Consider the following 25592-nt stretch of genomic DNA (forward strand, 5'->3'; position numbering starts at 1 on the left):
GATATCGCGGATCTCGTCGACGCCGACGCACATCACGTCTTCCTTGGGGCCGATGTTCCAGCCGTAGGTGGCGTCGCTGGTGTAGAAGTCCGCCAGCGGCTTCCAGTCACCGGCCTTTTCGCAGTCCTTGTTGGCCTGCAGCCAGCGGTCGACCCATGCTTCGAGATCCGCGCGTGAATGCGACGCCACCTACGGCTGGAACATCGGCCCCAAGGAAGACGTGATGTGCGTCGGCGTCGACGAGATCCGCGATATCGCCCTCGGCATGGAGATGGAGGGCCTGGAGAACTGGGTGTACGAGTACCAGAAGGTGCTCATCGACGAGAAGCAGGGCGAGATCGTCGGCTTCTGGAAGCAGATCGTCAACAAGACCGACGGCACCCAGGACGAGATCTACGGGATCGGCGGCAGCTGGTTCCGCCTCAACGGCGACCAGCTCATCGAGTGGCAGCGGGACTTCTTCGATTTCGGCCACGTCGCGAAGATGTTCGCCAAGCTGATCGAGTCCGGCGATCTGTCCGCCGGCATGCAGCGCCGGATCGAGCGCGGCATCGCCGGCGAGAAGCTGCCGGGCTACTACCCGCTCGGTGAGGCTCCGGCGCCGATCTGGTGACGGGACCAACCAAGCATTTGATTTGTCGCACGCGCTATGCTGGCGCGACAAGGGTGCCCTGTGGCACTCGTCACCACTGCTGCCAGGCAAGACGGGTCGGGCAGTCTCACTTCAAAGGCGAAATGGGGTCAGGTCCAACGTGAAGACAAAAGGTGCTCTGATCTGGGAGTTCAACCAGCCGTGGGCCATCGAGGAAATCGAGATCGGCGACCCGCAAGCGCATGAGGTCAAGATCCAGATGGAAGCGGCCGGCATGTGTCACTCCGACCACCACCTGGTCACCGGAGGCATCCCGATGGCGGGCTTCCCGGTGCTCGGCGGCCACGAGGGCGCCGGCATCGTCACCGAGGTCGGGCCGGGCGTGGAAGACATCGCCCCCGGCGACCACGTGGTGCTGTCGTTCATCCCGTCCTGCGGGTCCTGCCCGACCTGCCAGGCCGGCATGCGCAACCTGTGCGACCTGGGCGCCGGGCTGCTGGGCGGCGCCGCGGTGTCCGACGGCACCTTCCGCATCCAGGCCCGCGGCCAGAACGTCTTCCCCATGACGCTGCTGGGCACCTTCTCGCCGTACATGGTCGTGCACCGCAGCTCCGTGGTGAAGATCGACCCGTCGGTGCCGTTCGAGGTGGCCGCCCTGGTCGGCTGCGGCGTCACCACCGGCTACGGTTCGGCGGTGCGCACCGCCGACATCCGGCCGGGCCAAGACGTCGCCATCGTCGGCGTCGGCGGCGTCGGCATGGCCGCGCTGCAGGGTGCCGTCAACGCGGGCGCGCGTTACGTCTTCGCGATCGACCCGGTGGAGTGGAAGCGGGACCAGGCGCTCAAGTTCGGCGCCACGCACGTCTACCCCGACCTCAACGCCGCGCTGATGGGGATGGCCGAGGTCACCTACGGCCTGATGGCCCACAAGGTGGTCGTGACGGTCGGCGAGTTGCACGGTGCCGACATCGACAACTACCTGAACATCACCCAAAAGGGCGGCACCTGCGTGCTGACCGCCATCGGCAGCCTGCTGGACACCAACGTCAACCTGAACCTGGCGATGCTGACCCTGATGCAGAAGAACCTGCAGGGCACCATCTTCGGTGGCGGCAACCCGCAGTACGACATCCCGCAGCTGCTGTCGATGTACAAGGCCGGCAAGCTCAACCTGGACGACATGATCACCCGCCAGTACAAGCTCGAGCAGATCAACGACGGCTACCAGGACATGCTGGAGGGCAAGAACATTCGCGGCGTCATCCGCTACACCGACGCCGATCGGTAAGTCCACCGCAGATTCGCCGGTGAGCACCGGCTTCCCACACCTGCTGGCGCCGGGACGAATCGGCGCCATGACGGTGCGCAACCGGGTGGTCATGTCTCCGATGGAGACGATGTACGGCACCCCGGACGGGCTGCCATCGGCGCGCACCCGCGACTATTTCGCCGCCCGCGCCGAGGGTGGCGTCGGCCTGATCACGGTGGGCGCCACCGGGGTCGACCACCATCACCCCGAGACGCCCGGTGGCCTGCACCTGGCCACGGACGACGCGGTGGCGGCACACCGGGCATTGGTCGAGGCCGTGCACGAACACGGCGCCAAGATCCAGCCCCAGATCGTGCACGCCGGGCCCGACGGTCTGGGGCCAGAGATGTTCGGGGTCACCTCCGTTGGGCCGTCGGTGATTCCGTCCTACCTGACGGGGCGGCCGTCGGCCGAGATCAGCAAGCGGCAGCTGTGCGAGGTGTTCGACCTGTTCAAGGCCGCGGTGCGCCGCGCCGCCGAGGCGGGTTACGACGGCATCGAGCTGCACGCCGCGCATGGCTACATGCTGCTGGGGTCTTTCCTTGCCCCCCAACGCAACCGGCGCACCGACGACTACCGGGGCGACTCGGCGCGCGGCCGGGCGCGGGTGGTGGTCGAGGCGCTGGCCGCGATTCGCTCCGAGATCGGCGACGCGCTGCCGATCACGCTGCGCATCTCCGGCTACGAGCGGGTCGCGGGAGGCCGTCCGATCTATGAAACCGCGCGGCTGGCACCCGAACTCGTGGCGGCCGGGGTGAGCGCGTTTCACGTCAGCGGCGGGGTGATCGACCGGCTCGTCACGGGGATGGTCAACGGCGCCGACGACGGCGACGAGGTCAACGTCGGTGCGGCGGCCGCGGTCAAACAGGTGGTCGACGTGCCGGTGATCGCGGTCGGCCGCATCCACGACCCGGTTGCGGCCGAGCGGATCCTGGCCGAGGGCCGCGCCGATTTCATCGCGATGGGGCGCCCGCTGCTGGCCGACCCCGAGCTGCCCCGCAAGTTGCGGTCGGGCCAGGCGCGCCGGGTGCGCAAGTGCATCTCTTGTGAAAACTGCATCGACGCGATGGAACAACGCTTTTCCGTCGACTGCGCCGTCAACCCCCGCACCGGAAAGGAGCGTGAACTGGCCGCCACCCGCGCTAGCCGGGCCAAGCGGGTGGTGGTGGTCGGGGGCGGACCGGCCGGGCTGGAGGCCGCCCGCGTGGCCGCCGAACGCGGCCACCGCGTCACGCTTTTCGAGCGCAGCGGCCAGCTCGGCGGGGCTTTGCGCTGGGCGGCGGTGCTGCACCCGGAAAACCAGCCGTTCCTGCACTACCTGCGCGACGAGATCAGGCTCAGCACCGCGACAGTTCATGTGGGACGCCGTGTTTCGGCCGACGACATCGTCCGGTCGGCACCCGACGCGGTGGTGGTGGCCACCGGCGGCCGCGTCGCGGTGCCCGCCATCCCCGGCGCCGACCTACCGCACGTGCGCACCGGGCCCGGGCTGCGCGAGTTGTTCGCCGGCTGGCGGGAGCGACTGGTGCGCCCCGCCGCGTTTCGGCTCGCCACCCGGGCGTGGATGCCGATCGGCCGGCGGGTCACCATCGTCGGCGGTGACCTGGTCGCCCTCGAACTCGCCGAGTTTCTGGCGAGCAGAGGCCGGCAGGTGTCAATCCTCGAGCAGGGCAAGGACATTGCCCCCGAGGTGGGCAACAAACGCAAGACCGAGCACATGGATCGCCTCGACCGGCTCGGCGTCACGGTGCATGTCCGCGCGGCCATCGACCGGATCACGGCGCGCGACGTGGTGTTTACGCCCGCCGGCGGCGCGCCCCGCGAGCTGCCCGCCGACAGCGTGGTCGTCGCCGGGACGGTCCAACCCGACACCAGCTTGTTCGACAGCGTGGTCGCGGCCATGCCCGGTGCCGAGGTACACGCCGCCGGCGACTGCAGCGGGCTGGGCCTCATCCGCAAAGCCACCGAGGAGGGCGCACGGGCCGCGTGCGCGATCTAGAGATAGAGGAGAGAGAAATGACCGAAACCGCGCAATCGCAGGCCTCCCCTGCACTGACCGCGTCGCAATCGTCGTGGCGCTGCGTGCAGGCGCACGACCGCGAGGGCTGGCTGGCGCTGATGGCCGACGATGTCGTCGTCGAGGACCCGATCGGCAAGTCCGTCACCAATCCCGACGGCACCGGGGTGCGGGGCAAGGACGGCGTCGCGGCCTTCTACGACACCAACATCGCGGCCAACCAGCTGACCATCACCTGCGAGGAGACGTTCCCGTCGAGCTCGCCCGACGAGATCGCGCATATCCTGGTGCTGCACAGCAGGTTTGAGGGCGGGGTCACCAGCAAGGTGCGCGGCGTGTTCACCTACAAGGTCAACGACGCCGGGCTGATCACCAACATGCGCGGCTTCTGGAACCTCGACATGATGGAGTTCGGCCAGGAGTGAGGCCGTCGAAGCCGCCGAGCGTGGGGCCTACGGCCGAGTTCAGGGCAGTTTTCGTACGTAGGGCCCACGCTCGGCGGTCCAAATAGTCAGCCACATCCGCTCAGCCGATCAGGCCGAGCCCGGTGAGGTTGCCCTGCATGGCCCGACGGTCCGTCAGAACCATGGTCGGGGTCTGCAGCGGATCGCTGAGGATGGTGATCGACTTCGGCTGCTGCCACAACAGCGCCCCGTTGCCCGCGTCGACGACGCCGTAGGCGAACAGGTCGAGCGGCGTGGTGCGGTCGACCCCGATCCGGGTGATGGTGTAGAGCAGGCCGTCCGCGGCGGATAGGTGCGGCAGCGCCGCGCTGCGAACCTTGTTCTCCCACACGGTATGACAGCCCGGATTATCGATGTCGACCCTGGTCATGCCGCCGACGAACGGCGCCGTCGGGGGAACCGCGGGAGGCGCGCCCGCCGGGACTGCGGGGTAGGGGTAGCCGTAGGTGCTCGACACGAACACCGAGTTGCCGAGCCCGATCGGCGCGTTTTCGCTGCCCGGGCCGCCCTGTGTCAAAACCGTTTGCTGACAGATCAATTGGCCCGTGCCGGACTGGTAGATCAGCGCGTGCACCTGGGGCCTGGCGTTGTCGACGATGGTCACGTAGTCGGCGCCGGTGACGGGACCGAAGTACACCGGCGTCGAGCCGGTCCCCCAGCTCAGCTGCCCGGGCTTGCGGGCGGGGCCGCGATCATAGGCGGCCCGCCAAAGGATTTGGGGGTCGCCGGCGATACCGAGGTTCAGCTCGTACAGAGCGAATGTGGTGGCCACGGCGACGCGACCGCTCGGTGCCGACGAGATGCTGTTCGCCACCTGCTCGCCGGCGGGCAGCTGCACGGTGGCGACGCCGCCGCCCGTCTTGGCCACACCCACGACGCCGTTACCGGTGGCGAACCAGACGTTGCCCGCATAGTCGGGGACCAGCCCCACCGAGTTGTCGCCGGGCGGTATCGCCCCGGACAGGTCGGTGGACTCGGTGACGATCAGCTTCCAACAGCCCAGCGGCCCCTCCTCCTTCACGTGCGCGATGCGCAGCAGGTGGTTGGTCCCGTCGGTCATCACCACCTGGTTGCTGTTGTCCAGGTAGGCGTAGACGCCGCCGAGCAGGCTGCCCTTGGCGACCTGAAGTTTGGCCAACGGGACGAAGATTGGGACGCGGCCGCCGGGATCGATCAGGAAGATCGTCGGGGTCTGCGTGATGTCGCTGGTGCACAGAGCCAACACCAGGCCGTCGGTGCCCTGCATGATCGTCGGACAGGCCGCCAGCAGCGGATAGCCGAAGATCGCATTGAGGTGGGCGCCGGGGCCGGGAAGCGGTCCGGCATCGGATGATTCGGCGTCGTTGTGCAGCGACGCGAGGCCCAGCGGCGCCATGAACGGGTTGGGCGGTGCGAACGGCCCCCAGGCGTCGGCGGCCCGCGCGTCGGCTCCGGCCGCAAGGGCGGGGGCAAGGGACACGGCGCACGCGGTCAGCAATGCCACGGGAAACCGCACAGAGGTCTCCTCCCGTGAATGCGTACAGTGATTTTCCCGAGGTCGCGGAACGAATCCGTAACGGCACGCTAACGATTCGGCCTCGGGACGGCGTGGCACACCGGCGGCGGCCGGCTAGCGGCGCGTGAAGATCTGGTGCGTGACGCCGCTGGGGCTGCTCACCGATTCCACCGCGAATCGCTGCTCGAGGCCCTCCAACCCGTCCCACAATCGCTCGCCGCGCCCCAGGATGATCGGTACCACCGTGATGTGCAGATGGTCGACGAGGTCAGCGGCGAGGAATTGACGCACGGTCGACGGTCCGCCGCCGATGCGAATGTCGCTGTTGCCGGCGGCCTTTCGCGCTGCCGCGAGCGATTCGGCGGGGCTGGCGTCAATGAAGTGGAAAGTGGTGCCACCGTCCATCTCGATCGAGGCTCGGGGGTGGTGGGTCAGCACGAAAACGGGGGTATGAAACGGCGGCTCGGCGCCCCACCATCCTTTCCATTCCGCACCGCCGGCCTCGCCGGTCCACGGGCCGCGTTGCGGCCCGAACTTGCCGCGGCCCATAATTTCGGCGCCGATGCCCGGCACCCACCTGCCGGCCAGGGCGTCGTCGATGCCCGTGGTCCCACCCACTTCGCCGTGCATAGCGCGGAAGGTCCGGGTGGCGAAGAACCATTCGTGTAACCGGCCTCCGGCGTGCCCGAACGGTGCCTCCAGGCTTTGTCCGATGCCCGTAGCGAAACCGTCGAGGGAAACCGAAAAGTTGTGCACGCGCACCTGTGACATGACGAAATCTCATTCCTTCGTTGTGGGTCCTATCCGGACTGACCGTCAGCACCCGCGAAACTCATCGATCGGTGGCCGAACATATGCTGGGGCCATGGCTTCGATCTTCACCAAGATCATCAACCGTGAACTTCCCGGCCGTTTCGTCTACGAGGACGACGACATCGTCGCGTTCCTGACGATCGAGCCGATGACCACGGGCCACACGCTGGTGGTGCCCCGCGCCGAGATCGACCAGTGGCAGGACGTCGAGGGTGCGGTGTTCGCCCGCGTCATGGCGGTCAGCCAGCTGATCGGCAAGGCCGTGTGCAAGGCGTTCAAGACCGAACGGTCCGGCCTGATCATCGCCGGCCTCGAGGTCCCCCATCTGCACGTCCACGTCTTCCCCACCCGCAGCCTGAGCGACTTCGGTTTCGCCAACGTCGACCGCAACCCGTCACCGCAATCCCTCGACGACGCCCAGACCAAGATCAAGGCGGCGCTGGCTCAACTGGCGTGAACCGGCTCCGGCGCGGAGACATCGCTGACGCGGGGCAGCGTGACGCGGAAGCAGCACCCCTCGCCGGGTGAGGTCAGCACGCTGACGTCACCGCCGTGCGCGCGCACCAACGAGTCGACGATGGATAGCCCCAGTCCGGTGCCACCGCTCGCCCGCGCCCGGGACGAGTCGGTGCGGTAGAACCGCTCGAACACCCGCGACGCGTCCTGCTGGCTCATGCCGGGACCCTTGTCGGCCACCTCCAGCACCGCGTCGTCACCCTCGGTGCCGACCCGAACCGTGACGTCGGCGCTTTCCGGGGTGTGCTGCAGGGCGTTGGCGACCAGGTTGCTCAGCACCTGGCGAATCCGGGGTTCGTCTCCGAGCACCTCCGGTGTGCCGGGGCCGTCGAGAACCTCCATGGTGATGGTGCGCTTGGGGTCGATGGCCTGCGCGTCGTGGACGGCGTCGCTGGCCAGCGCCAGCAGGTCGACCCGGTGGTGTTCGAGGGGTCGTTGCACGTCCAGCCGGGCCAACAGCAGCAAGTCGTCCACCAGCAGGCCCATCCGGCTGGCTTCGCTTTCGATCCGCGACAACAGCATGGACACGTCGCGGGCCGCGCCCTGCCGATACAGTTCCGCGAAGCCGCGGATGGTCGTCAGCGGCGTGCGCAGTTCGTGGCTGGCGTCGGTGATGAACCGTCGCATCCGGTCCTCGGAACGCCGGGCCTTCTCCGCCGACGACTCCGAGGAGGCCAGCGCCTGCTGTATCTGGGTGAGCATTCCGTTGAGCGCCAACGAAAGTCGGCCCACCTCGGTGCGGGGATCACGCTCCGGAACGAGGCGATCCCGCTGGCCGGCGGCGATCGCCGCGGCGGTGTGCTCGACCTCGACCAGCGGGCGCAGGCTGCGGTGCACCACCACGAAGCTGGCGATCCCGACGACCACCAGCACCGCGACCCCGATGCCGAATTGCAGCCAGACCAGGGAGCTCAGGGTGTGCTGGACGTCGGACAGGTCGATCGCGACCGTCGTCAGCCCGTGCGGTCCGCGCACCGACACCGCGCGCCATTGAATATCGGAGCCGTTGATCGAGGGCAGCGTCGTCGGACTCTGGCCCACGTCGTTGTCGGGTGGCAGCGCCGGTTCGGCGTTGCGGTCGTTGATGGCGGTGAACGGGGTGCCGTCGGTGCCGACGCCCCGCACGTAGAACTTCGACGGCGGGCGACCGGGGTCGGGGCCTTCGTACGGGGGCGGCGATTGGCGCCGCGGGGCCTGCGCCCAGCCGCGGGAGGCTTCGAGCAGCGTCTGGTCGATCCGGCCGACCAACACGTGGCGCAGGATCGAGGTGACGGCGAAACCCGAGACGGCCAGCCCGCAGCCCACCAACAGCAGGGTGGCGGCCACCAGACCCACCCGCAGTGGCACTCCGCGTCGAACCTTGTTGGCCATCCCTACATTCTTCGCTTTCGCGCTCAGCGCGGCTCCCGCAGGACATAGCCCACGCCGCGCAGGGTGTGCAGCAACCGCTTCTCGCCCGTGTCGATCTTGCGCCGCAGATACGACACGTAGGACTCCACGACGTTCACGTCGCCGCCGAAGTCGTAGCGCCAGACGTGGTCGAGGATCTTCGGCTTGCTCAGCACGGTGCCCGCGTTGATCACGAAGTAACGCAACAGGGTGAATTCGGTCGGCGACAGCGACACCGGTTCGCCGGCCTTCCATACCTCGTGCGTCTCCTCGTCGAGTTCGATGTCGGCGAACGTCAGCCGGGCGTTGCGCGGTTCGGCCCCGCCCTTGCCGGCGCGCCGCAGGATGACCCGCAGCCGGGCCACCACCTCCTCGAGGCTGAACGGCTTGGTCACGTAGTCGTCGCCGCCCAGCGTCAGGCCCGCGATCTTGTCCTGCAGGGAGTCGCGGGCGGTCAAGAACAGCGCCGGGGCGTCGATGCCGTCGGCGCGCAGCCGGCGCAGCACCCCGAAGCCGTCCATGCCGGGCATCATCACGTCAAGGATCACCGCGTCGGGCCGCGCGTCACGGGCGCGATCCAGAGCCTGGGCCCCGTTCGTCGCGGTGTAGACCTCAAACCCCTGGAACTTGAGACTGACGGAGAGCAGTTCGACGATGTTGGCCTCGTCGTCGACTACGAGGACGCGAGCCTCCGGTTTGGCGTCGTTTGAGGTTGGCGCTGTCATGAGGTACTTCCGTCCTTTGTTTGAACGTTGCCTTTCCGATTATTGTGTGATTCCTGAAAGCTGGGTGCCAGTCGGCTGCTAACAGTCTGCCAGGAATCATCGCATGACCTTGGAACGGTCGGGATTTACCGGTGGTGTCGCGAATAGACTCTGATGGCATGAACGTCGCCAAAGACATCGTGTCGCTTGCGACCGCTCCCGCGCGGGCCGGGCTTGCCGCCGCCGACGCGGGCTTGAGCGTCGCCACCGCCGCGGTCGGCGTGGCGAAGCGGGCGCTGGGCGAGGCGGGCAGCGACGCCCGAAGCCATGCGATGGCGTCCATGTTCGGGCTGGACGACGCGATCACCCGCGCCAACCGGTTGGCCCGGCTGTTGGACGACGACGCGCCGCTCGGCCGCGCCGTGGCGCCCGATGGGCCGCTGGACCGGTTGCTGCGCCCGGGCGGCGTGGTGGACATGCTGACGTCGGAGGGCGGCGTGCTCGACCGGTTGACCGCCGAGGGCGGCGCACTGCAGCGCGCGCTGCAGCCCGGCGGGCTGGCCGATCAGCTGCTCGACGAAGACGGGTTGGTCGAGCGGGTGTTGTCGGAGGATGGCCTGGCCGACCGGCTGCTCGCCGAGGGCGGGCTGATCGACAAGCTGACCGCCAAGCGCGGTCCGCTGGACCAGCTCGCCGACGTCGCCGACACGCTGGCGCGGCTGACACCCGGGATGGAGGCGCTGGAGCCGGCGATTGCCACTCTGCAGGACGCCGTCATCGGTCTCACCATGGTGGTCAACCCGTTGAGCAACATCGCCGACCGGATTCCTTTCCCCGGCCGCCGCCCCGGAAGGCGGACGCCGCCGCGGTCGGTGCGCTCGACTCGCATCATCGAAAGCGAGGAGTGAGCCGCTCGGCTGGCACCCTGATTTACCGGCCTCCTCAGCTCAGTCGGATGCTCAGGCGGCTGAAGCATCAATAGGACTGGCCGTCGGCGTACCGCAGTCGCCGGTAGTAGCGACCGCTGCCTCGATTCCTTGCTTTGTACGTCTGCAGCTGGCTGTCACGGTTGGGACAAATGAGCCGCAAATTCTCACGACGATTGTTGCTTGCGTCTCCATTGATGTGGTCGACGATCAGCGCCAGGGTCATGCCGTTCCACTTGTCCGTGATGCCGCAGATCGCACAACAACCCCCTGCTGCTCATAGAGGTAGTCCCGGACGTAGTGGCCCTGGTAGGACGTACGACCACAGACTCCGGTGTCGAGCCAGGCCTCCAAGAGCAAGCGTCGGCGGTGTGACTGTTGGCATGCATTGGTGCAGAACACCTTTGGTCGACGGCCTTCGACAACGACTCCGCACCCGAGACAGGTCATTGGCACAAGACGGACGCTATTCCTCAGTGCCGACAGGAATGGAGCCGCGTGAGAGACTCGAACTCTCGACATCCGCTTTACAAGAGCGACGCTCTACCAACTGAGCTAACGCGGCCGGGGCCGGCTCGATGAGCCATGACGATTCTACGACGGGGGTGATGCCGTCGGAGCTGCGCGCCGACTCGAGCCTGCGGAGGTGCCAGCCAGCGCGGTCGTGGCGTCATGTCGGGCGGACGCTCGCGGAGGGAGCGCCTTGGTACGCGAGCGGTCGTCAGCTCAATCCTGACAGGGGTGCTCTCACGATTTCTTCGATGGAATGACGATGACGACGATCAGCGTCAGGATCGAGAAGAACAGGCCGAGGATGCCCCAGCCGAGGGCGCTGCGGCCCTTCATGCCGGCGATGACGGCGCACACGATGGCCGCGATGACGCTGCCGATTGCGACGAAGATGCCTTTGATCCCCTTCAGGATCATGCCCGCGGCCTCGGGTTGTTGTGCCGCTGCCAGGACGATGCTGTGCAACATGATGCCTCCTCGGTGAACGACACGGTCTGGGAGTCCGCCGGTCTGACTCCGTAGATACCCAAACCGGCAAACAACCAAGCCCGATGCGAGGAATGCGGGAGTAGTCCCGCCGGTAGCGGGTAGCCAATGCCACGGGAATTTCGGCCTGGAGGTTGCGCGATGCCTGTGACGGCGGGGCATGTTCCGGGGTTGACGTCGGGACTGCGCAGGGTCCCGATGGACCCCGGGCGTTTCCACAGCGGGCGTTGGTTCCTCTTGGTCGAGGGCGCCCTGGTGAGCCTCTTCGGCATCGCCGGGCTGGTCTCGGGGGCCCTGCATCCGCATGCCGGCCCCACCGGCGCCCCCGTTCTCGGCCTGACCGCGACCCCGCTGTACAGCGGGATGCTGCTGGCGCTTGGCGTGGCGGCCATCGCTTGCTCCTGGAATCGCCGCGCGGCGATAACCGTGACGGCGCTGAGCGCCGTCGCCTACACCATCTTGCTGTTCGTCAGCAGCGTCGCCACGGCGCGCGACAAACCCACGCCGCTGGGGTTTCACGCCGCCGAGGTCCTGCTGCACGGTGTGCTGGCGGTGGTCAACCTCGCGATGCTGATGTGGCTGATTCCCGACGAGTTGGGCGACGAGGTTTGGGCGCCGCGCAGGCGCCGCGGCCGCGATCGGCGACAACCTCCGACCATCGAAGCATCCACCGCGCCACCGACTGTGCCAGTGAGCACGGGTGCATCAACACCCGCGCGGGAGCCGGCCGCTCATCCAGGCCGGCCCGGAGAGAGCCATGAACCAGAAAAGCCGTTGGCGCCCGAGGTTGAGACGTCGCCAGGCGTCAAGCGCCCCGCCGCTCGGGCACGAACTCCGGTGGCGTCACGCGGGGCCCTCGTCGCCGTGGCGCTCCTGGTGGCCGTCGCCGGCATCGTCATCTGGATACGCCGCCGCTGATACTGGCAGGAACTTTTACGGTTCCGCGGAGACACAGCCGACTACCGTTGATGTTGGTCGGTCGTAGCGCTACCGGGGCCTCGGATGCGGAAGTTAGTCGCGGTATCAGTTGCCGTTGGTGCTTTGATGCTCAGCGGGACCGTCGCGCACGCCGGCACGCCATCGCCGACGCCCAGACCGCCGCCGGGTACACCGAGGTGCCTGACATTCGACGGCCAGCCCCCGCAGCTCAACTACCTGCCGTGCGGATGGACGACGGACGGCAAGCGATGGACTCCTCCTCCGTCCCCACCCGACCCGTGACGGATCACGGTTGGCCCGGGAGGGCGGGCAGGCCGTCGCGGATGTTTTGCAAATCGCCCTGGATGCCCTGCAGGTCACCCTGCACGTCGTGCAGATCAGAGAGAGTCTTCTCGAGGCCCGGCTGTAGCTCCCCCGGGCTTGCCTGTTCGTACTGAGGGCAGTACGACACGACGGCGCCGGCCACGAAGTTCGCGCTCTGGTTGGCGTCCCAAATCGTCGATCCCTGCACAAAGCGGATGGCCTCCGCGAAATCGGGCTGGTGACTGAGGAAGTCGCAGACCGCGTGCCCATGGGTCGTCACATATTCGGCGTCGGGAAACGGTACGCCGTCGTGTTTCAACGCGCCGATGAACGCCCTGTCGACGATGTCCAGCTGCGGGGCGTGTGCTGCCGGCGCGGCCGGGCTGGGTCGCACGGTGGACGGCGGCGGAACTGCCGCCGGCTCGGCGGCCGGCTCGGGGTGGTGGGCCCCGGACATCACCACCACCACGGCGGCACCGGCGATCAGGGATAGCGGCAAGCCCGCGAGGAGGCCGAAACGGCGGAACACGCGCTTGCGGCTGAAAGGCGCGTAGGCACGGGTGGCGCGTCGCTGGTCGGCGAGAACCTGGGTCGCGGCTGCGGGCGGGCGGTCGCCCAACCGCTCGTCGAGCAGGTCGTCGACCTCTCGGATCGACGGCTGCCCGCCCTGCTCACGGATCGACCGGCGCCCGGCAGCGATGCGCCGCAATTCTGAGTCGATCGTCTCGCGATCGCGCATATCAGCCAGTCTGATGGTGCGACGACGTTCTCACAACCCGCGCGACCTACAAGGCGAGCGCCCGGCGCAACACCGCGATCGCCTCAGCCCCCTCGCGCTGTGAGATCGCCGCGTCCGGGATGAGGGCCGAACCGTGGAAAGTACCGGGAAACAAATGCAATTCGACGGTCACCCCGGCGGCCAGCAGGGCCTGGGCGTAGGCGATGCCTTCGTCGCGCAGCGGGTCGAAGTGCATCACCGAGATGTAAGCGGACGGCAGGCCGGCCAGATCGGTCGCGCGAGCCGGTGCGGCATAGATGGAAACGTCGTCGGAGCCGGGCCGGCCCGCGCCGAGGTAAAACTCCCAACTGGCCACGGCCTTCGGGCGACTCCACAGCGGGGTGTCGGTGAAGGCGGTCATGCTCGGGGTGGCGAGCCGGTCATCGAGCTCGGGCACCCCGAGGTATTGGAACGCGATGTGCGGACCCTTGCGATCCCGGGCCAGCAGTGCCAGCGCGGCACACAGCCCGCCGCCGGCGCTGACGCCGTGGATGGCGATGCGGTGCGGGTCCACCCCGAGCTCGGCGGCGTGCTGCGCGGTCCACACCAGCCCGGCGTAGACGTCCTCGAGCGGCCCGGGAAACGGTGTCTCCGGGGCGAGCCGGTAATCGACGGCAACGACCACGACTCCGAGCGCGCGCGCGAGCCCGACGTTCCCGGCGTGTTCGGTCTCCAGGTCGCCGGCGATGAACCCACCGCCATGCACGCTGTAGACGGCCGCGGCCGCGCCGCGTTCGGCCGGCCGGTAGATCCGGATCGGCACCTCGGGGTCGCCGGGGCCGCCGGGGATCAGGCGATCCTCGCAGTCCACGCCGGTCAGGTCCGGGGCCGGCAATTGGGCGATCATCGCCGACAGAGACTCCCGCATCGCCGCGGGATCGGCGCCGTCGAGGTCGGGGAGCAGCGGCACCACGGCAGCGAGCTCCGGGTCGAACGCATACGTCATCTGGCCCACCTTGCTTCGAATGTCGCCAACGACAAGATAGTCCCTGGACGGCGGCGACCCCCCGGCGGCGACATGCACCAGCCGTGGTGGGCTCAGTCGTCACACGCTGTCAGATCAGGCCCGTCAGTTCGGTCGCCAACCCGCTGATGCTGGTGTGGGTCACCGCATGCACCAGGTCTCGGGCCACCGCGATCGGGAAGTGCAGCGTCGCACCGGCTACCTCGTCGACGCCGTTTTGCATCGCGTTGACGATGGTCGTCGGATCGCCGGTGCCAAGGGCCGCCCAGCTGTTCCAGGCCGCAAATTGCGGCGCCGTGATCAGGCTCCTCGCGTCGACGAACAGCTTGGTGGGCAGGGTCGGGGGACCCACGGGGACGCCGTCCCAACTGGTCATCGTCCAACCGCCCTGCGGGCTGCCCTGCACCACGACCACGCCGGTGTTGGGCAGCGGGTGTGTGAGCATCAGCAAGGGATTCGGATTGTTGACGTTCATCAGCGTCCCGACCTCGATCGCGAATTCGCTGGAGAACCCGACGTCGGTGACGTGGCCGTTGGCAGGGTTCACTACGGGGTTCGAAATGGCGGTGCCGTACATCGTCTGCATCGCGTTGGTGAAGCCCTGGTCGAAAACGATCCCGTTGATGTGGGCCGAGCCCGGCGCAAGCATCGGCACCATCGGGAATCCGAGCGTCCACGCGAGCGGGGCGACCAGGTACATGAGGCCCTGGGGGCTGATGTCCGGTGCGCCATCGAAAATGCCGGCGCTGATCTCGTTGAGCCCGGGCAATATCGACGCGTTGGTCATGCCGGCGAAGAAGGCGGTCTGCTGCACCCTGGTCAGCTGCGACTCGAAAACCCCCGCGAAGTTGCTTTGCGCCCCGAGCACGGTGCCGATGGCGGTCGCCTGTTGCTGGCCCAGCGCGGTGAGCGGAAGTCCGGGCACGGCCGTGTCGATCAGGTTGGCCGCGTTGCCAATTGACTGCCCGTGCCGCACGAAGTCGACGACGATCGACTGCTGGTTGCCGCCGGTGCCGCCGATGGCCGCGTTGATGATCGGCGCGAGCGCCTGTCCGAGGGGGCTGTTGTCCCAGGCCTGTTCGATCGCGCGAATCGGACCGGCCAGGGGCGCGGCGGTGGCCGCGGCCAGCGGTCCCTGCATCGACGCGGCGATGCCGGCCTCCGTGGCCCCGTACGACGCCGCCGCCGCGCTCAGAGTGCGCACGAACTGCTCGGAATACGTCGCCGCCCGCGCCGCCGCCGCCTGATACTCCTGGGCCTGGGCGCCGAACAACGCCGCGATGGCCGCCGACACTTCGTCGGCGCCCGCCGCAGCCAGTTCGGTCGTCGGGATGGCCGCGGCCAGATTGCCGGCGCTCACCGCCGAACCGATCTGCGCGGCGTCCGCCGCGGCCGCCTCCAAGACGTCCGGCACCACGACCATCAACGACATCGCCCACCCCCCGGTGCTCCTGCGTACCCGTCATCATGAAGCTCAGCGCCAAAAAAATACGCGTATCGACAGAATTGAAAACGAGCATCGCGGTTTGCACTTCCGCGCCCGTCGACGAGGGGTTCAGCCCGTCGTCACTTTTTCCATGGCTGCGGGTTGTGCACGACGTTGTTGTAGTACGTCGCGATGTCATCGTCCACCCGCGTCACGGTGTCGTTGCCGAGCGTCCGGCCGAGCGCGCTCGACAAGTCGCTGTCGTAACTTTCGACGGGGTGGGCGTCCCGCCACGCCTGGGGCATTTCGGCGTAGGTGGCGATCCGCATCGGGCCGTGGGGCTGCTGCGGATCGACCGGCCGGTAGAACTCCGGTCCCAGCCCGTTGAGGGGTTGCCCGGACGCCAGGAATCCGTCGAGCACGAGCCGCGGTGGCGCGGTGTGCGGCAGGTCCGGGATCGACGGCGTGGTCGGCGGGGATCCGACGATGTCGTGCTCCATGGCCGCGCCGATGAGACCCGCTCCGCCGCCGACGATTCCGGCTCCCGGGACCGGAAGCGCGCCCACGCCGAAGCTGCCGCCCTTCGTGAGAACTTCGTAGGCCGATTTCTTCAGGTTGTATGCGGCCATCGCGTCGGAGTTCGACGCGTTGAAGGTGCCGACGTCGACGAGGCCTTTCAACCGGGCCGCGTACTTGAGGCCCTCGTCGTGGTTGATCAGGTCGGGAACGTGGTTGCCTACGGCCTGGGCGAACCGGCTGTCGGCTTGGATGATGTCGCGGTCGGCGGCGCCGTTGAAGTAGTCCGACGCCGTCTTGTCGGTGCTCAACACCGAGAAGATGCCCTTCGCCACCGGCCAGGAATCGTTCTCCTGGTTCTCCGCGGAGTCCGGGGTGCCGAAGAATTGCGACAAGTCGTTGTGTTCGCCCGCGATGTTGGGGATGTACGGCGCCAGCCCGTGCGCGAACGACTGCACGAGGCCGGGGTTCGCGCCACCCAGCGTCGTGGTGCCCAAACCGTCCGGCAGTTTCAGGAGGTCACCGACGTGCTGGCCCAGATAGGTCGCATAGGAATGCGCGGTCCTGCCCGCGATCTCCGCTTCCGCCCCGGTTGGGTCCTCCGTCCAGCTGAACAACGAGCCGACCGCCTTGCCGCCGTCGTCCCACCGATTGTGGGTGACGTCGGACAGGAACTGATCGTGACCGCCGCCGGTGATCAAGTCGGTCACCCGCAGGTGATCTCGCCCCGCCGACCGCAACACGTCGTCGAGGACGCTGCGCTGGTCGCCGTGCAGCAGGCTGTGGTCGAGGAGCTGCCCGTGCGGGAGTTCCTCATGGAGTTCGCGCGCGCCCCAGTCCAGCATCGCTTTGTCCAGTTCGGTGCCGTGCTGCAGCGCCGGCTTTCCGTCGCCGACGATCTTCGCGATCGACTCCATATCGTCGGCGGACCAGCGAGACGACTCGTTGCCGGTGAGCGTGTTCTGCACGCTCTGCGGCAGCTGAGAAAACCCGCCCTTCAGCGTGTCCGACCCCTGCTTGGCCCCCTTAACCAGCGGAGTCGCGGGGAAGGTGAGGCTCGGGTTGCTCATCAGCTGCAACGAGTCGCCAACCATGTTCTTCTGGACCCCGAGGCGTTGTTCGGCGGTTTGGAGCTGGGGGACGGTCATCCCATGTTCCTGAGCCTGCAGCTGACTCAAAACCGCTGCCTGCTGGGCGTTTAACGGCGCCTTGCCGGCGAGCTGGTCGGGGGTGATGGTGCCCAGCACCCCGTTGACTCGCGCGGCCGCACCCTTATCGCCCCCGAGCGCATTGTGTACGTCTCGTTCGGCGGTGTCCGGTGTCTCCGCCTCATGGCCGTCGGCGCCCCAAACCCGGGCGGGGTCATATCCGTCGGTGGCCAGGTTTGACTGCCCGCTCTGCAGGATTTGCGAATAGGTGCCGCGGATGGAATGCAGGCGCCCCACAGCCCTTTTGGTGACGTCTACCGCGCCGTTCTCGCAAGAATCGATGAATTCGTCGAGCGCGTGCCGATCCTCGTCCGTTTTCACGTGTTGTTTCATAGTTACGGCTTGGGCGATCAAGTCGTCGAGTTCGTGCAGCGAAGTTTCCAGGGCCGAGATCGTTGCCTTGCCGCCTTTTTGCGCCTCGGCCAAGGCCGCGGCGACCTCTTCGAGATGAGCCCCGATCTTGGGCAACTGCTCGAACTGCGCCCCCAGCGCCTGAGCGGTGCGCTGCACTTCAGCGGAGTCGTTGATCGGATTGTCGCCATTCTCGTGAGTCCAGGCCGCCTCGAAGCGGCGACGCGCCTGCTCGAACGTCGCGTCGGCCTCGGCGGTGGATCTGCCCGCGCCGTGAAAAGCGCCGGCTAGAGCGGAGATCTGCCCCGGGCGACCGGCTTGCAGGCTTTGATTGATCGCCCAGGGATCACCGCCGGCGGCGGCGATAAGCCCTGGAATGCTTATGTATTCGAGCTGCATACCACCCCCCTTCCGAACTCGAGATCAGACTACTGCCGCAGGTTTGCCGGTCAATTCAGCGCACTATTGAACGCGAAAGTGCAACTACCGACACGTTTCCCGAGTCCACGCGCCGGTAGTTGCACTTTCGCGGCCGTAGTTTGTCGCCGCTATGCCCGGCTTTTACCCTTCTTACGCGATAGGAACGCCTGCATGTGATGCTGCGGCTCCCCCGTCAGGAATGCGAGACCGAACTGCTCGACACTGTCCTCGATCGCCCCGTGCACCGTCATGTCGAACCAGCTGTTGAGTAGCCGCTTTTGTTGCCGGACCGCTTGCGGGCCGAATCCGATGAATTTCGTTGCAAGCTCGGCAATCCGGGCGTCGAGGGCGTCGGCCGGGACGACCTCGTGCACCAAGCCCCAGGCGGCGGCGGTGTCGGCGTCGATCGTTTCCCCCGTGAGCAGAAGCCACGCCGCGTGCGAGGCCCCGATGAGCGCCGGCAGCAACGCCGAATGGATCACCGACGGGATGCCGACCGCCACTTCCGGCATCCCGAATTGGGCGCCCGACTCGGCGATCCGCAGATCGCAGGACGCCGCGACCTCCAGGCCGCCGCCCAAACACCAACCCGCGAGCCGGGCGATCACGGGGACCGGGCAGTCGCGAATCGCCTCACACAGGCCCGCCAGTCGGCGGATGAACACCTCTGCGCTGGACGGATCGAGGGCGACCATCTCGTTGATGTCGGCGCCGCCGATGAACGCGTGCTCACCGGCTCCGCGGAACACGACCACCCGCACGCCGCCGTCTTGGCTCACGGTGGCGAACGCGCGTGTCAGTTCCTCGATGGCGCCGGTGCCGAGGATGTTCAGCGGTTTGGAGTTGATCAGCTCGAGCGTGACCACGCCGCCGTCGCGGCCGAGCCTGACGAATCGCGTGTCCGCGGTGTCCATGCGCCCTTCCCGACCTCGCTTCTCGACACGGTCCAACAGGTGGAAGCCGCCCCGACGCGTGCCGGGGCGGCTTTCACAAAGGGCTCGAGGGCGTCAGTACAGCGGGACCCAGACGCCGAAGAACCAGTAACCCCACCCTCCGTAATACCAGTTGAAGACCGGTAAGACGGTGAAGGTGTTGTACTCGAACGGGCCGAAATCGGACCGGGCGTAGACGACGTCGCGCGGCGGGCCGGCCCACGGGCGGTTCCAGCCACCGGGAGGCGGCGGACCGTCCCAGCCGCCGGGCGGCGGCGGGCCATACCAGCCGGGCGGGGCGCGGTGCGGAGCCGGGCCGTCGCTCCAGCCCCACCCGCGCGCCGGCGGCGGCGGTGGCGCGCCGCGGCCCACGATGCTGAATTGGACGTTACCCGCGGGGCCGCCTACTTCCGCGCTGGCCGTGACCAGGTCTCGGCGCGGAACGTAGGCCGGGTGAGGAGGCTGCGTGCTCGGCGGATTGAGCGCCGGGCGCGCCTCACGCCCCGACGGCGGGGTGGTTTGCCCGCTCGCCGGGGCCGTGGTTTGCGCGCTCGGCGGGGTTGTTTGCCCGCCCGGCTGCGTGCTTGCCGGACTCGACGGCTCGCTGCTGCGCGTCCACGACGGGTGGGTGCTTTCGGTCTCCGGCGGCTGGGTGGTGGCCGGCGGCTGGGTGGTGGCCGGCGGCTGGGTGCTCTGCGTGGCCGGCGGCTGGGTGCTCTGCGTGGCCGGCGGCTGGCTCTGGGTGGCCGGCGGCTCGGTGCTGTGGGTGGCCGGCGGCTGGCTTTGCGTGCTCGGCGCCTGCGTCTGCGGCGGGTTCTGCGGGGCGGGCGTCGCCCCGCCGCCACCACCGCCGCCCCCGCCGTGGCAGTTCGGGCATGGCGGCGGAGGATCCAGCGGCGCGGAGCTGGCGAATCCCGGATTCAGTGCGGAGATCCCGAGGCCGGCCACGAGCGCCGCCGCCCCGGCAATGCGTTTCATCGACATGGAATGCGTCCCCTCTTGGATGTCTTCGCCCGCACTACGGGCAGGTCACGTCCAGCTCAAATGGCTTGGTCACCGTCTTCGGCTGCTGCGGGTCGCTCATATCGGTACCCGTCGCCGTGCCCTTGATCGCGTAGTATTTGCCGTTGACCGCGGCCCCCGCGTTGCTGGCCTGGTTCGGCGCGGCGTCGGAAAAACCTAGCGCGACCCCGTTGACGCTGCCCAGCCCGACCGAGTGAACAATCGGCGGATTGTCGGTGCTGACCACGGCGCCGATTCCGGCTGTCGCGTCACCGATTCCGATGGTGACCACGCCATTGGCCGTGTTGCACGTGACCTGGCCGCTGACGTTCTGATTCTGACCATCGACGGTGAGCTGGGGGCCGGACGCCGCCGGCGCCCCCGAACTCGATGACGCTCCAGTGCTGGACTTGTTGCTCGAACAACCGGCACACGCCGCGACCGCCAAGGCCACGCCCGCTATGCCGACCACGATCCCACGCTTCACTACTGCTCCCCTTCGTGTCGCTGGTTCGCTACCTTTTCCCCGTTCTTACCATTCGCAAACGTCTGTTCTCACCCACCCGGTGGTCAGGGCAGTACGCGGAGGCCCCATCTGCCGAGCAGGGGGTTCACCAGCGCGAAGTACGTCGTGTAATCATCCCCGTCGGGCGAAGACATCAGCAGGCCCACGGCGCTGACGGTGCCGTCCGGGTTTTTCACGAACCCGGGACTGCCGCTGTCGCCGTTGAGGCTGTACACGCTGGTCTCGACGACATCGTTCTCCACGTCCTTGACGGTCCCGCACGTCTCCCCGGTGACCGCGCCGATCTTGCAGAACGGCATGCCGACCTGAATCTGCGTTGCGCTCAACACATCCCGGACCGGATACTTGCCACCTACGTGGCCGTCGGGCGCCCCGACGCTCGGGTTGAGATGGATGATCGCGGCGTCCCTCGTGTCTCCCTCTTGCTCGCTAGCCGTGATCCTCCCGAGCGGGACGTCACTCCCGTAGGTCCATACCGAATCGTCGTGGTGGTCGCAGTGCCCACTGGTCATGAGGTAATAGCTGCCGTCATTTCCTTGGGCCGCGAAGCCCGCTGTGCACGAGCTGTTTTCATCCTCGACCTTGATGCCCGGCGCCACCCCCGGGTTGGCCAGCGCGGGGTGCGCGAGCGCCGTCACGGCAACGACCACGGCAGCGATCGCCCCCAACCCTCGCAACCAACCCAACCTCACGCCGCCTCTCTTCTTGTGTAGGGCAGCATGTTAACAGCAGCACCTGGGTTCGGCTCGACGTCGTTGGCCGTAGGGTTATCCGGTTCGAAATGGAGGACGCGCGTGTTCGGTATCGGCGGCCGCCGGCTGGAGCGCAAGCTACGCCGGCACGGCAAGGCGGCCCTGGCCACCGTGCTGTCCACCCGCCGCACCATGTCTGGCCTCTACAAAAATGACGACCCGTTCTATCAGACCCCGCCCACCCAAGCGACACCGGACCTGTGGACGATGACGGTTCGGGTTCAGCCGGAGGGTGCACCCGCGTTCGACGCCAGAATCGAAGCTTGGCTCTGGGAGGCGGAACGGCCCTGGCTGAACACCATGGTCGCGGTGCTCTACGACCCTTCCGATCAGAGCAAGGTCATGCTGGATCGCTCCCCCGAGGCCCAAAACGCGGCCAAGCAAGCGACTTTCGCCATGCGCGAGCGTTGGCTGGAAGAACAGGCCAGGGATCCGGTGGACCGGCTCACCGAACTGATGAACCTGCGGGATCGCGGCGACCTCACCGCCGACGAGTACGAAGCTCGGAAGCGAAAACTGCTCGGGCAGTAGGCGAAACGCGCGTCAGCCGGCGTCGACGCGCCGGGCCAGGAAATTTAGGACGGCCTCGGCGAAGATGTCGTTGCGGTCGCCGGCGACCATGTGGCCCGCGCCGCGCACATCCGTGAACTCGACCTGCGGGAAGCGCGCGAGGAACTCGTCGGCGCGCTCCTGGCTGACCAGGTCGCTGACCTGGCCGCGAATCAGCAGCATCGGCACGCCGTTGCGCAATATCGCCTCGACGGCGGTGTGCATGCGATCGGGGTCGGTGACCTCGAACGGGGGGTATGGCGCCGCGCCGCTGATGAACTGCGGATCCCAATGCCAGTACCAGCGATCGCCGCGGCGGCGCAGGTTGGTGGTCAGGCCGTCCAGGTCGGTGGGCCGGGGCCGGTGCGGGTTGTATTCGGCGATCGCGTCCGCCACCTCTTCGAGTGAGCCGAACCCGGACTCGACCTTGTCGGACATGAAGTCATGGATGCGGGTCGCCCCGGACTGCTCCATGTTGGGCACGATGTCGACCAGGACGACGGCGCTGGCGGTGCCCGGTGAGAGCTCGCCTTCCAGCAGCATCGAGGTGAAGCCGCCCAGGGACGCGCCGACCAACACCGGCTGCGGCGGCAGGGTACGCAACACCTCTTGCACGTCGGCGGCGAAGCTGACCACGCGATAGTCGCCGTCGCTCGACCAGTCGGATTCCCCATGGCCGCGCAGGTCGATCGTGACGGCCTGCCAGCCGCGCTTGGCGACCGCCGCCGCCGCCTTGGCCCACGAGCGGCGGGTCTGCCCGCCGCCATGCAGAAACACCACGGCGCGCGCTCTGGGATCGCCCAGGCGATCGGCGACGATGCGAACCCCGCCGCTCCCGCGGGTCGAAAACGTTTCAGGTGCGCTCGTCACCAGAAGATAGTAAGACGATCTCGCAATCTCCCGGCGGTTCCGTGGGGATTAGTCCGCTCCGAAGAATTTGGCGATCCGCCGGAGGAACCGGCGAACTGGGCTTCCCTCGCGTTGGGAGTCCTTGATCCGCCCGAGTGCTTGCTTGCCCTCGACGGCGTAATCCTTGACCGTTTCGTCGCCTTCTTCTGCGCGCATGCGCTATCTCCATTCGTGATCGGTGCAGGTCCGTCAGGTGGGCATCTGGCGCTCGGGCGGCTCCGCGGGAGTCAGTCGCTCCGGCGGTTCCGCGGGCGTGAGCCGTTCGGGCGGCTCAGCCGGCGTCAGGCGCTCGGGCGTCTCTCCCGGAGTGCCCGGCTCCGGAGCCTCTGTGTCAGCCATGGTGAGTCCTCCAATCGGGCTCCCATCGGCCTACCCGCCGACCCCCGCCCTCGAAACGGTGTGGAGCCCAAAAAGGCCCGATTCGGCGCATACACTCCCAGACGTGACGCCGCCCGCCCGGACCCGCCGTGGATTGAACAGCGTGGCGCTGACGGTGGCGATCGCGGTCGTGGTGTTCATCGCCGTGCTTGCGATACCGGTGAAGCAACGGTGCGGCGCGCCCGGCCTGTCGTGCACCTCGGCGGTGGACCCGCAGGGCAACGTTCACTATTACTACGAGGTCGAACCGGTCGGCGTCTACCTCGCGGAGATCGTCACCGGCTCGAACATTCGCTGGTATTACGCGTCCGGCGATGACCTGGTCAGCGCCCGATAGACAGCTGGAGGTCACCATGCGGGTTCAGGCGGCAGCGGTACTGCTCGTGACGGTCGCGTCGATGTCCTGCGCTCCCGCCAACGGTATGACGTTCGTCGACGCACGCCAAACCCTTTGCGGCGCAGCGTCTTCCTGCCCCGCCGACCCGGCGCCCGAGGCCGGCGACCAAGCCACCGCCGAGCAGAGGATCGTCGACGGCTACGTCAACAAGCAGCTCACCTGCACGCCGGATCTGCCGCCCAACCCCCAGTCCGTCACCTGGGATCCGCCGGGTTTCGCGCCGTACGCCGGGGGTTCCGGTGTCATCCGCGATGCGAATCCTCAACTGGGCGGTCAGTATCGGGCCGACTACGTGAACGGCCGATGGCACATCGAATATCCATATTGCTGAATAACATTCGGCTACACGCGTCGCGAACGCCGACAGTGGGCCGAATTACCGCAAATTTCGCGCAACAACTCGGCGTTGAATGTCAGCTCGGTAACGGGTTGGGTTCAATCCCGGCACGACGGCGCCGGGCGGACCTGCCAACAGCGCGCAAAGCCGCTGGTAGCGGGCGAATCGACGCGACGATACCCCGTTGTTTTCGGCAGGTGAGCCTGATTACATCAACCCGCTTAATTGGGGGGATCACAGCAAGCTACCGCATAATTGACGGCATGCTGCAAGCGACATCACCGCAAACCGCCGATGCGGTGACGGGTGGTGCGCTGGTAACAGGACGAGGTTTTTGATGGCACGCTCCGGCGGTGCCCGTCATCGCCATCGGGCCGCCACCCGACCGTCGCGCGTTCGCAAGGGACTGACGCGTGGGTTGATGACGCTGGTGTCGGTGGGGGCCGTCCTGATGACCGCGGCCGGGTACTACGTGGCCCACGGGGCGCTGGGCGGCATCACCGTCTCCGACGCGCTGTCCCCGGAGGACCCGCGTTCCAGCGGCGACAACATGAACATCTTGCTCATCGGGCTGGACTCGCGCAAAGACCAGGACGGCAACGACCTGCCGTGGTCGATCCTCAAGCACTTGCATGCCGGCGATTCCGACGACGGCGGCTACAACACCAACACGCTGATCCTGGTGCACATCGGTGCCGACAACAAGGTCGTCGCCTTCTCCATCCCCCGCGACGACTGGGTGGCGTTCAACGGCGTCCCCGGATACAACCACATCAAAATCAAAGAGGCGTACGGGCTTACCAAGCAATACGTCGCCAACAAGCTCGCCAATCAGGGCACCATCACCCAAAAGGAACTCGAGACCAAGGGCCGGGAGGCGGGCCGGGCGGCGACCCTGCGCGCGGTGCGCAGCCTCACCGGCGTCCCGATCGACTATTTCGCCGAGGTCAACCTGGCCGGTTTCTACGACTTGGCCCAATCGCTGGGCGGCGTGGACGTCTGCCTGAATCACGCCGTCTACGACTCGTATTCGGGCGCCGACTTCCCGGCCGGGCGGCAGAGACTGGATGCCTCCCAAGCGCTTTCGTTCGTCCGGCAGCGGCATGGCCTAGAAAACGGGGACCTGGACCGCACCCACCGGCAGCAGGCGTTCATCTCGTCGGTGATGCAGGAGCTGCAGGCCTCGGGCACCTTCACCAACATCGACAAGCTCAAGAGCCTGATGGCGGTGGCGCGCAAGGATGTCGTGCTGTCGTCCGGCTGGGACGAGGACCTGATTCAGCGCCTGGGCACGCTGTTCTCCAACGGCAACGTCGAATTCCGGACGCTGCCCGTCGTGCGCTACGACAACATCGACGGCCAGGACGTGAACATCATCGACCCGGCGGCCATCAAGGCCGAGGTGGCCGAGGCGATCGGCGCACCGCAGCCGTCGACAACGCCCGCCACCACCGCCGCCAAACCCAGCCCGTCTACCGTCGTCGACGTGATCAATGCCGGCAGCATGAGCGGGCTCGCCACCGAGGTGTCCCGCGCCCTGAAGAAGCACGGCTACACCGCGGGCCAAGTGCGCGACCGCAATTCGGGTGAACCGACCGCCACCACCGTCGAATACGCCAAGCAGGGACTGCGCGCGGCGTGCGTGGCGCCGGGCAGCATCAAGTCCGGAATCACCGATGCCACC

At 67.6% G+C, this 25592-nt stretch carries 25 protein-coding genes, 1 tRNA gene and 4 pseudogenes; 11 read left to right on the plus strand and 19 right to left on the minus strand.

Annotation, left to right across the window (positions count from 1 at the left end; translation table 11 throughout):
- Positions 1 to 189 (minus strand): annotated as a pseudogene (locus A5787_RS26530) (nuclear transport factor 2 family protein); the annotation flags it as partial.
- Between A5787_RS26530 and A5787_RS10020 the strand changes: the two are divergent.
- The 4 genes and pseudogenes from A5787_RS10020 to A5787_RS10035 form a co-directional block, all read left to right on the plus strand.
- Positions 182 to 613 (plus strand): annotated as a pseudogene (locus A5787_RS10020) (nuclear transport factor 2 family protein); the annotation flags it as partial. The pseudogenes A5787_RS26530 and A5787_RS10020 overlap by 8 nt on opposite strands.
- A gap of 139 nt (positions 614 to 752) precedes the next feature.
- Positions 753 to 1880, plus strand: coding sequence for an NDMA-dependent alcohol dehydrogenase (locus A5787_RS10025; protein WP_066965398.1), 1128 nt, complete (start codon positions 753 to 755; stop codon positions 1878 to 1880).
- A gap of 19 nt (positions 1881 to 1899) precedes the next feature.
- Positions 1900 to 3900: an FAD-dependent oxidoreductase gene (locus A5787_RS10030; RefSeq protein ID WP_231993918.1), complete on the plus strand. Its 2001-nt coding sequence runs from the start codon at positions 1900 to 1902 to the stop codon at positions 3898 to 3900.
- Positions 3901 to 3917: 17 nt separating this feature from the next.
- Positions 3918 to 4343 (plus strand): ketosteroid isomerase family protein, encoded by a 426-nt coding sequence (locus A5787_RS10035; RefSeq protein ID WP_066965400.1) that lies wholly within the window; start codon positions 3918 to 3920, stop codon positions 4341 to 4343.
- A gap of 100 nt (positions 4344 to 4443) precedes the next feature.
- Here A5787_RS10035 and A5787_RS10040 read toward each other — a convergent pair whose 3' ends face one another.
- Together A5787_RS10040 and A5787_RS10045 are read right to left on the minus strand one after the other, a co-directional pair.
- Positions 4444 to 5877: a hypothetical protein gene (locus tag A5787_RS10040; protein WP_066965403.1), complete on the minus strand. Its 1434-nt coding sequence runs from the start codon at positions 5875 to 5877 to the stop codon at positions 4444 to 4446.
- A 114-nt stretch (positions 5878 to 5991) separates the two neighbouring features.
- Positions 5992 to 6648, minus strand: a complete 657-nt coding sequence (locus A5787_RS10045) for a dihydrofolate reductase family protein (RefSeq protein ID WP_066965406.1) — start codon at positions 6646 to 6648, stop codon at positions 5992 to 5994.
- A gap of 94 nt (positions 6649 to 6742) precedes the next feature.
- Here A5787_RS10045 and A5787_RS10050 point away from each other — a divergent pair, with 94 nt between their 5' ends.
- The gene (locus A5787_RS10050; protein ID WP_066965409.1) at positions 6743 to 7147 is read left to right on the plus strand and encodes an HIT family protein; all 405 of its coding nucleotides are present in this window, start codon (positions 6743 to 6745) and stop codon (positions 7145 to 7147) included.
- On the opposite strand, the pseudogene A5787_RS10055 reads toward A5787_RS10050, so the two are convergent.
- Together A5787_RS10055 and phoP are read right to left on the minus strand one after the other, a co-directional pair.
- Positions 7119 to 8577 (minus strand): annotated as a pseudogene (locus tag A5787_RS10055) (sensor histidine kinase). The gene A5787_RS10050 and the pseudogene A5787_RS10055 sit on opposite strands and share 29 nt — an antisense overlap.
- Positions 8578 to 8600: 23 nt before the next feature.
- The gene (phoP, locus tag A5787_RS10060; protein WP_066965416.1) at positions 8601 to 9320 is read right to left on the minus strand and encodes a two-component system response regulator PhoP; all 720 of its coding nucleotides are present in this window, start codon (positions 9318 to 9320) and stop codon (positions 8601 to 8603) included.
- A gap of 158 nt (positions 9321 to 9478) precedes the next feature.
- Between phoP and A5787_RS10065 the strand changes: the two genes are divergently transcribed.
- A complete protein-coding gene (locus A5787_RS10065) occupies positions 9479 to 10207 on the plus strand; it encodes a hypothetical protein (RefSeq protein ID WP_066965420.1) in 729 nt (242 codons plus the stop codon).
- A gap of 67 nt (positions 10208 to 10274) precedes the next feature.
- Here A5787_RS10065 and A5787_RS10070 read toward each other — a convergent pair.
- From A5787_RS10070 to A5787_RS10080, 3 genes and pseudogenes are all read right to left on the minus strand, one after another.
- Positions 10275 to 10675 (minus strand): annotated as a pseudogene (locus A5787_RS10070) (HNH endonuclease).
- Between the two features lie 39 nt (positions 10676 to 10714).
- Positions 10715 to 10790, minus strand: a tRNA-Thr gene (locus tag A5787_RS10075).
- 182 nt (positions 10791 to 10972) lie between these two features.
- Positions 10973 to 11203, minus strand: coding sequence for a deoxyribodipyrimidine photolyase (locus A5787_RS10080; RefSeq protein WP_066965423.1), 231 nt, complete (start codon positions 11201 to 11203; stop codon positions 10973 to 10975).
- A 159-nt stretch (positions 11204 to 11362) separates the two neighbouring features.
- Between A5787_RS10080 and A5787_RS10085 the strand changes: the two genes are divergently transcribed.
- A complete protein-coding gene (locus tag A5787_RS10085) occupies positions 11363 to 12139 on the plus strand; it encodes a DUF4383 domain-containing protein (protein WP_197507056.1) in 777 nt (258 codons plus the stop codon).
- Between the two features lie 307 nt (positions 12140 to 12446).
- Here the strand turns inward: A5787_RS10085 and A5787_RS10090 are convergent, their stop codons facing one another.
- From A5787_RS10090 to A5787_RS10125, 8 genes are all read right to left on the minus strand, one after another.
- A complete protein-coding gene (locus A5787_RS10090) occupies positions 12447 to 13202 on the minus strand; it encodes a DUF732 domain-containing protein (RefSeq protein WP_066965428.1) in 756 nt (251 codons plus the stop codon).
- A 46-nt stretch (positions 13203 to 13248) separates the two neighbouring features.
- On the minus strand, positions 13249 to 14187 hold the full coding sequence (locus A5787_RS10095; RefSeq protein ID WP_066965431.1) for an alpha/beta hydrolase: 939 nt from the start codon (positions 14185 to 14187) through the stop codon (positions 13249 to 13251).
- A gap of 109 nt (positions 14188 to 14296) precedes the next feature.
- Positions 14297 to 15637, minus strand: coding sequence for a PE domain-containing protein (locus A5787_RS10100; RefSeq protein WP_066965434.1), 1341 nt, complete (start codon positions 15635 to 15637; stop codon positions 14297 to 14299).
- Positions 15638 to 15771: 134 nt separating this feature from the next.
- On the minus strand, positions 15772 to 18105 hold the full coding sequence (locus A5787_RS10105; protein WP_066965437.1) for a hypothetical protein: 2334 nt from the start codon (positions 18103 to 18105) through the stop codon (positions 15772 to 15774).
- 149 nt (positions 18106 to 18254) lie between these two features.
- On the minus strand, positions 18255 to 19040 hold the full coding sequence (locus A5787_RS10110) for an enoyl-CoA hydratase (RefSeq protein WP_066965440.1): 786 nt from the start codon (positions 19038 to 19040) through the stop codon (positions 18255 to 18257).
- A 93-nt stretch (positions 19041 to 19133) separates the two neighbouring features.
- The gene (locus tag A5787_RS27675) at positions 19134 to 20036 is read right to left on the minus strand and encodes an MAP_0585 family protein (protein ID WP_066965459.1); all 903 of its coding nucleotides are present in this window, start codon (positions 20034 to 20036) and stop codon (positions 19134 to 19136) included.
- Between the two features lie 40 nt (positions 20037 to 20076).
- Complete coding sequence (locus A5787_RS10120; protein WP_066965443.1) at positions 20077 to 20547, minus strand: lipoprotein LpqH; 471 nt, start codon at positions 20545 to 20547, stop codon at positions 20077 to 20079.
- A gap of 83 nt (positions 20548 to 20630) precedes the next feature.
- Entirely contained in the window at positions 20631 to 21278 is a 648-nt protein-coding gene (locus tag A5787_RS10125) for a S1 family peptidase (protein WP_066965446.1), read from the minus strand.
- A 102-nt stretch (positions 21279 to 21380) separates the two neighbouring features.
- Between A5787_RS10125 and A5787_RS10130 the strand changes: the two genes are divergently transcribed.
- A complete protein-coding gene (locus tag A5787_RS10130) occupies positions 21381 to 21869 on the plus strand; it encodes an SHOCT domain-containing protein (RefSeq protein WP_066965449.1) in 489 nt (162 codons plus the stop codon).
- 12 nt (positions 21870 to 21881) lie between these two features.
- Here A5787_RS10130 and A5787_RS10135 read toward each other — a convergent pair whose 3' ends face one another.
- Genes A5787_RS10135 through A5787_RS27685 form a run of 3 tightly spaced genes read right to left on the minus strand, consistent with a single transcriptional unit; the run spans position 21882 to position 23135 of the window.
- On the minus strand, positions 21882 to 22757 hold the full coding sequence (locus A5787_RS10135) for an alpha/beta fold hydrolase (RefSeq protein WP_197507058.1): 876 nt from the start codon (positions 22755 to 22757) through the stop codon (positions 21882 to 21884).
- A 48-nt stretch (positions 22758 to 22805) separates the two neighbouring features.
- Positions 22806 to 22952, minus strand: coding sequence for a hypothetical protein (locus tag A5787_RS27680; protein WP_197507060.1), 147 nt, complete (start codon positions 22950 to 22952; stop codon positions 22806 to 22808).
- A 33-nt stretch (positions 22953 to 22985) separates the two neighbouring features.
- A complete protein-coding gene (locus A5787_RS27685; protein WP_197507062.1) occupies positions 22986 to 23135 on the minus strand; it encodes a hypothetical protein in 150 nt (49 codons plus the stop codon).
- Positions 23136 to 23268: 133 nt separating this feature from the next.
- Between A5787_RS27685 and A5787_RS10140 the strand changes: the two genes are divergently transcribed.
- The 3 genes from A5787_RS10140 to A5787_RS10150 form a co-directional block, all read left to right on the plus strand.
- Entirely contained in the window at positions 23269 to 23511 is a 243-nt protein-coding gene (locus A5787_RS10140) for a hypothetical protein (RefSeq protein ID WP_066965464.1), read from the plus strand.
- Positions 23489 to 23902: an integrase gene (locus tag A5787_RS28090; protein WP_231993919.1), complete on the plus strand. Its 414-nt coding sequence runs from the start codon at positions 23489 to 23491 to the stop codon at positions 23900 to 23902. Before A5787_RS10140 ends, A5787_RS28090 begins: the two co-directional genes overlap by 23 nt.
- Before the next feature lie 343 nt (positions 23903 to 24245).
- Positions 24246 to 25592, plus strand: a 1347-nt coding sequence (locus A5787_RS10150; protein WP_082977149.1) for an LCP family protein, incomplete at its 3' end; no start/stop codon positions are given.

Source organism: Mycobacterium sp. 852002-50816_SCH5313054-b (assembly GCF_001667185.1).
Lineage (GTDB): Bacteria > Actinomycetota > Actinomycetes > Mycobacteriales > Mycobacteriaceae > Mycobacterium.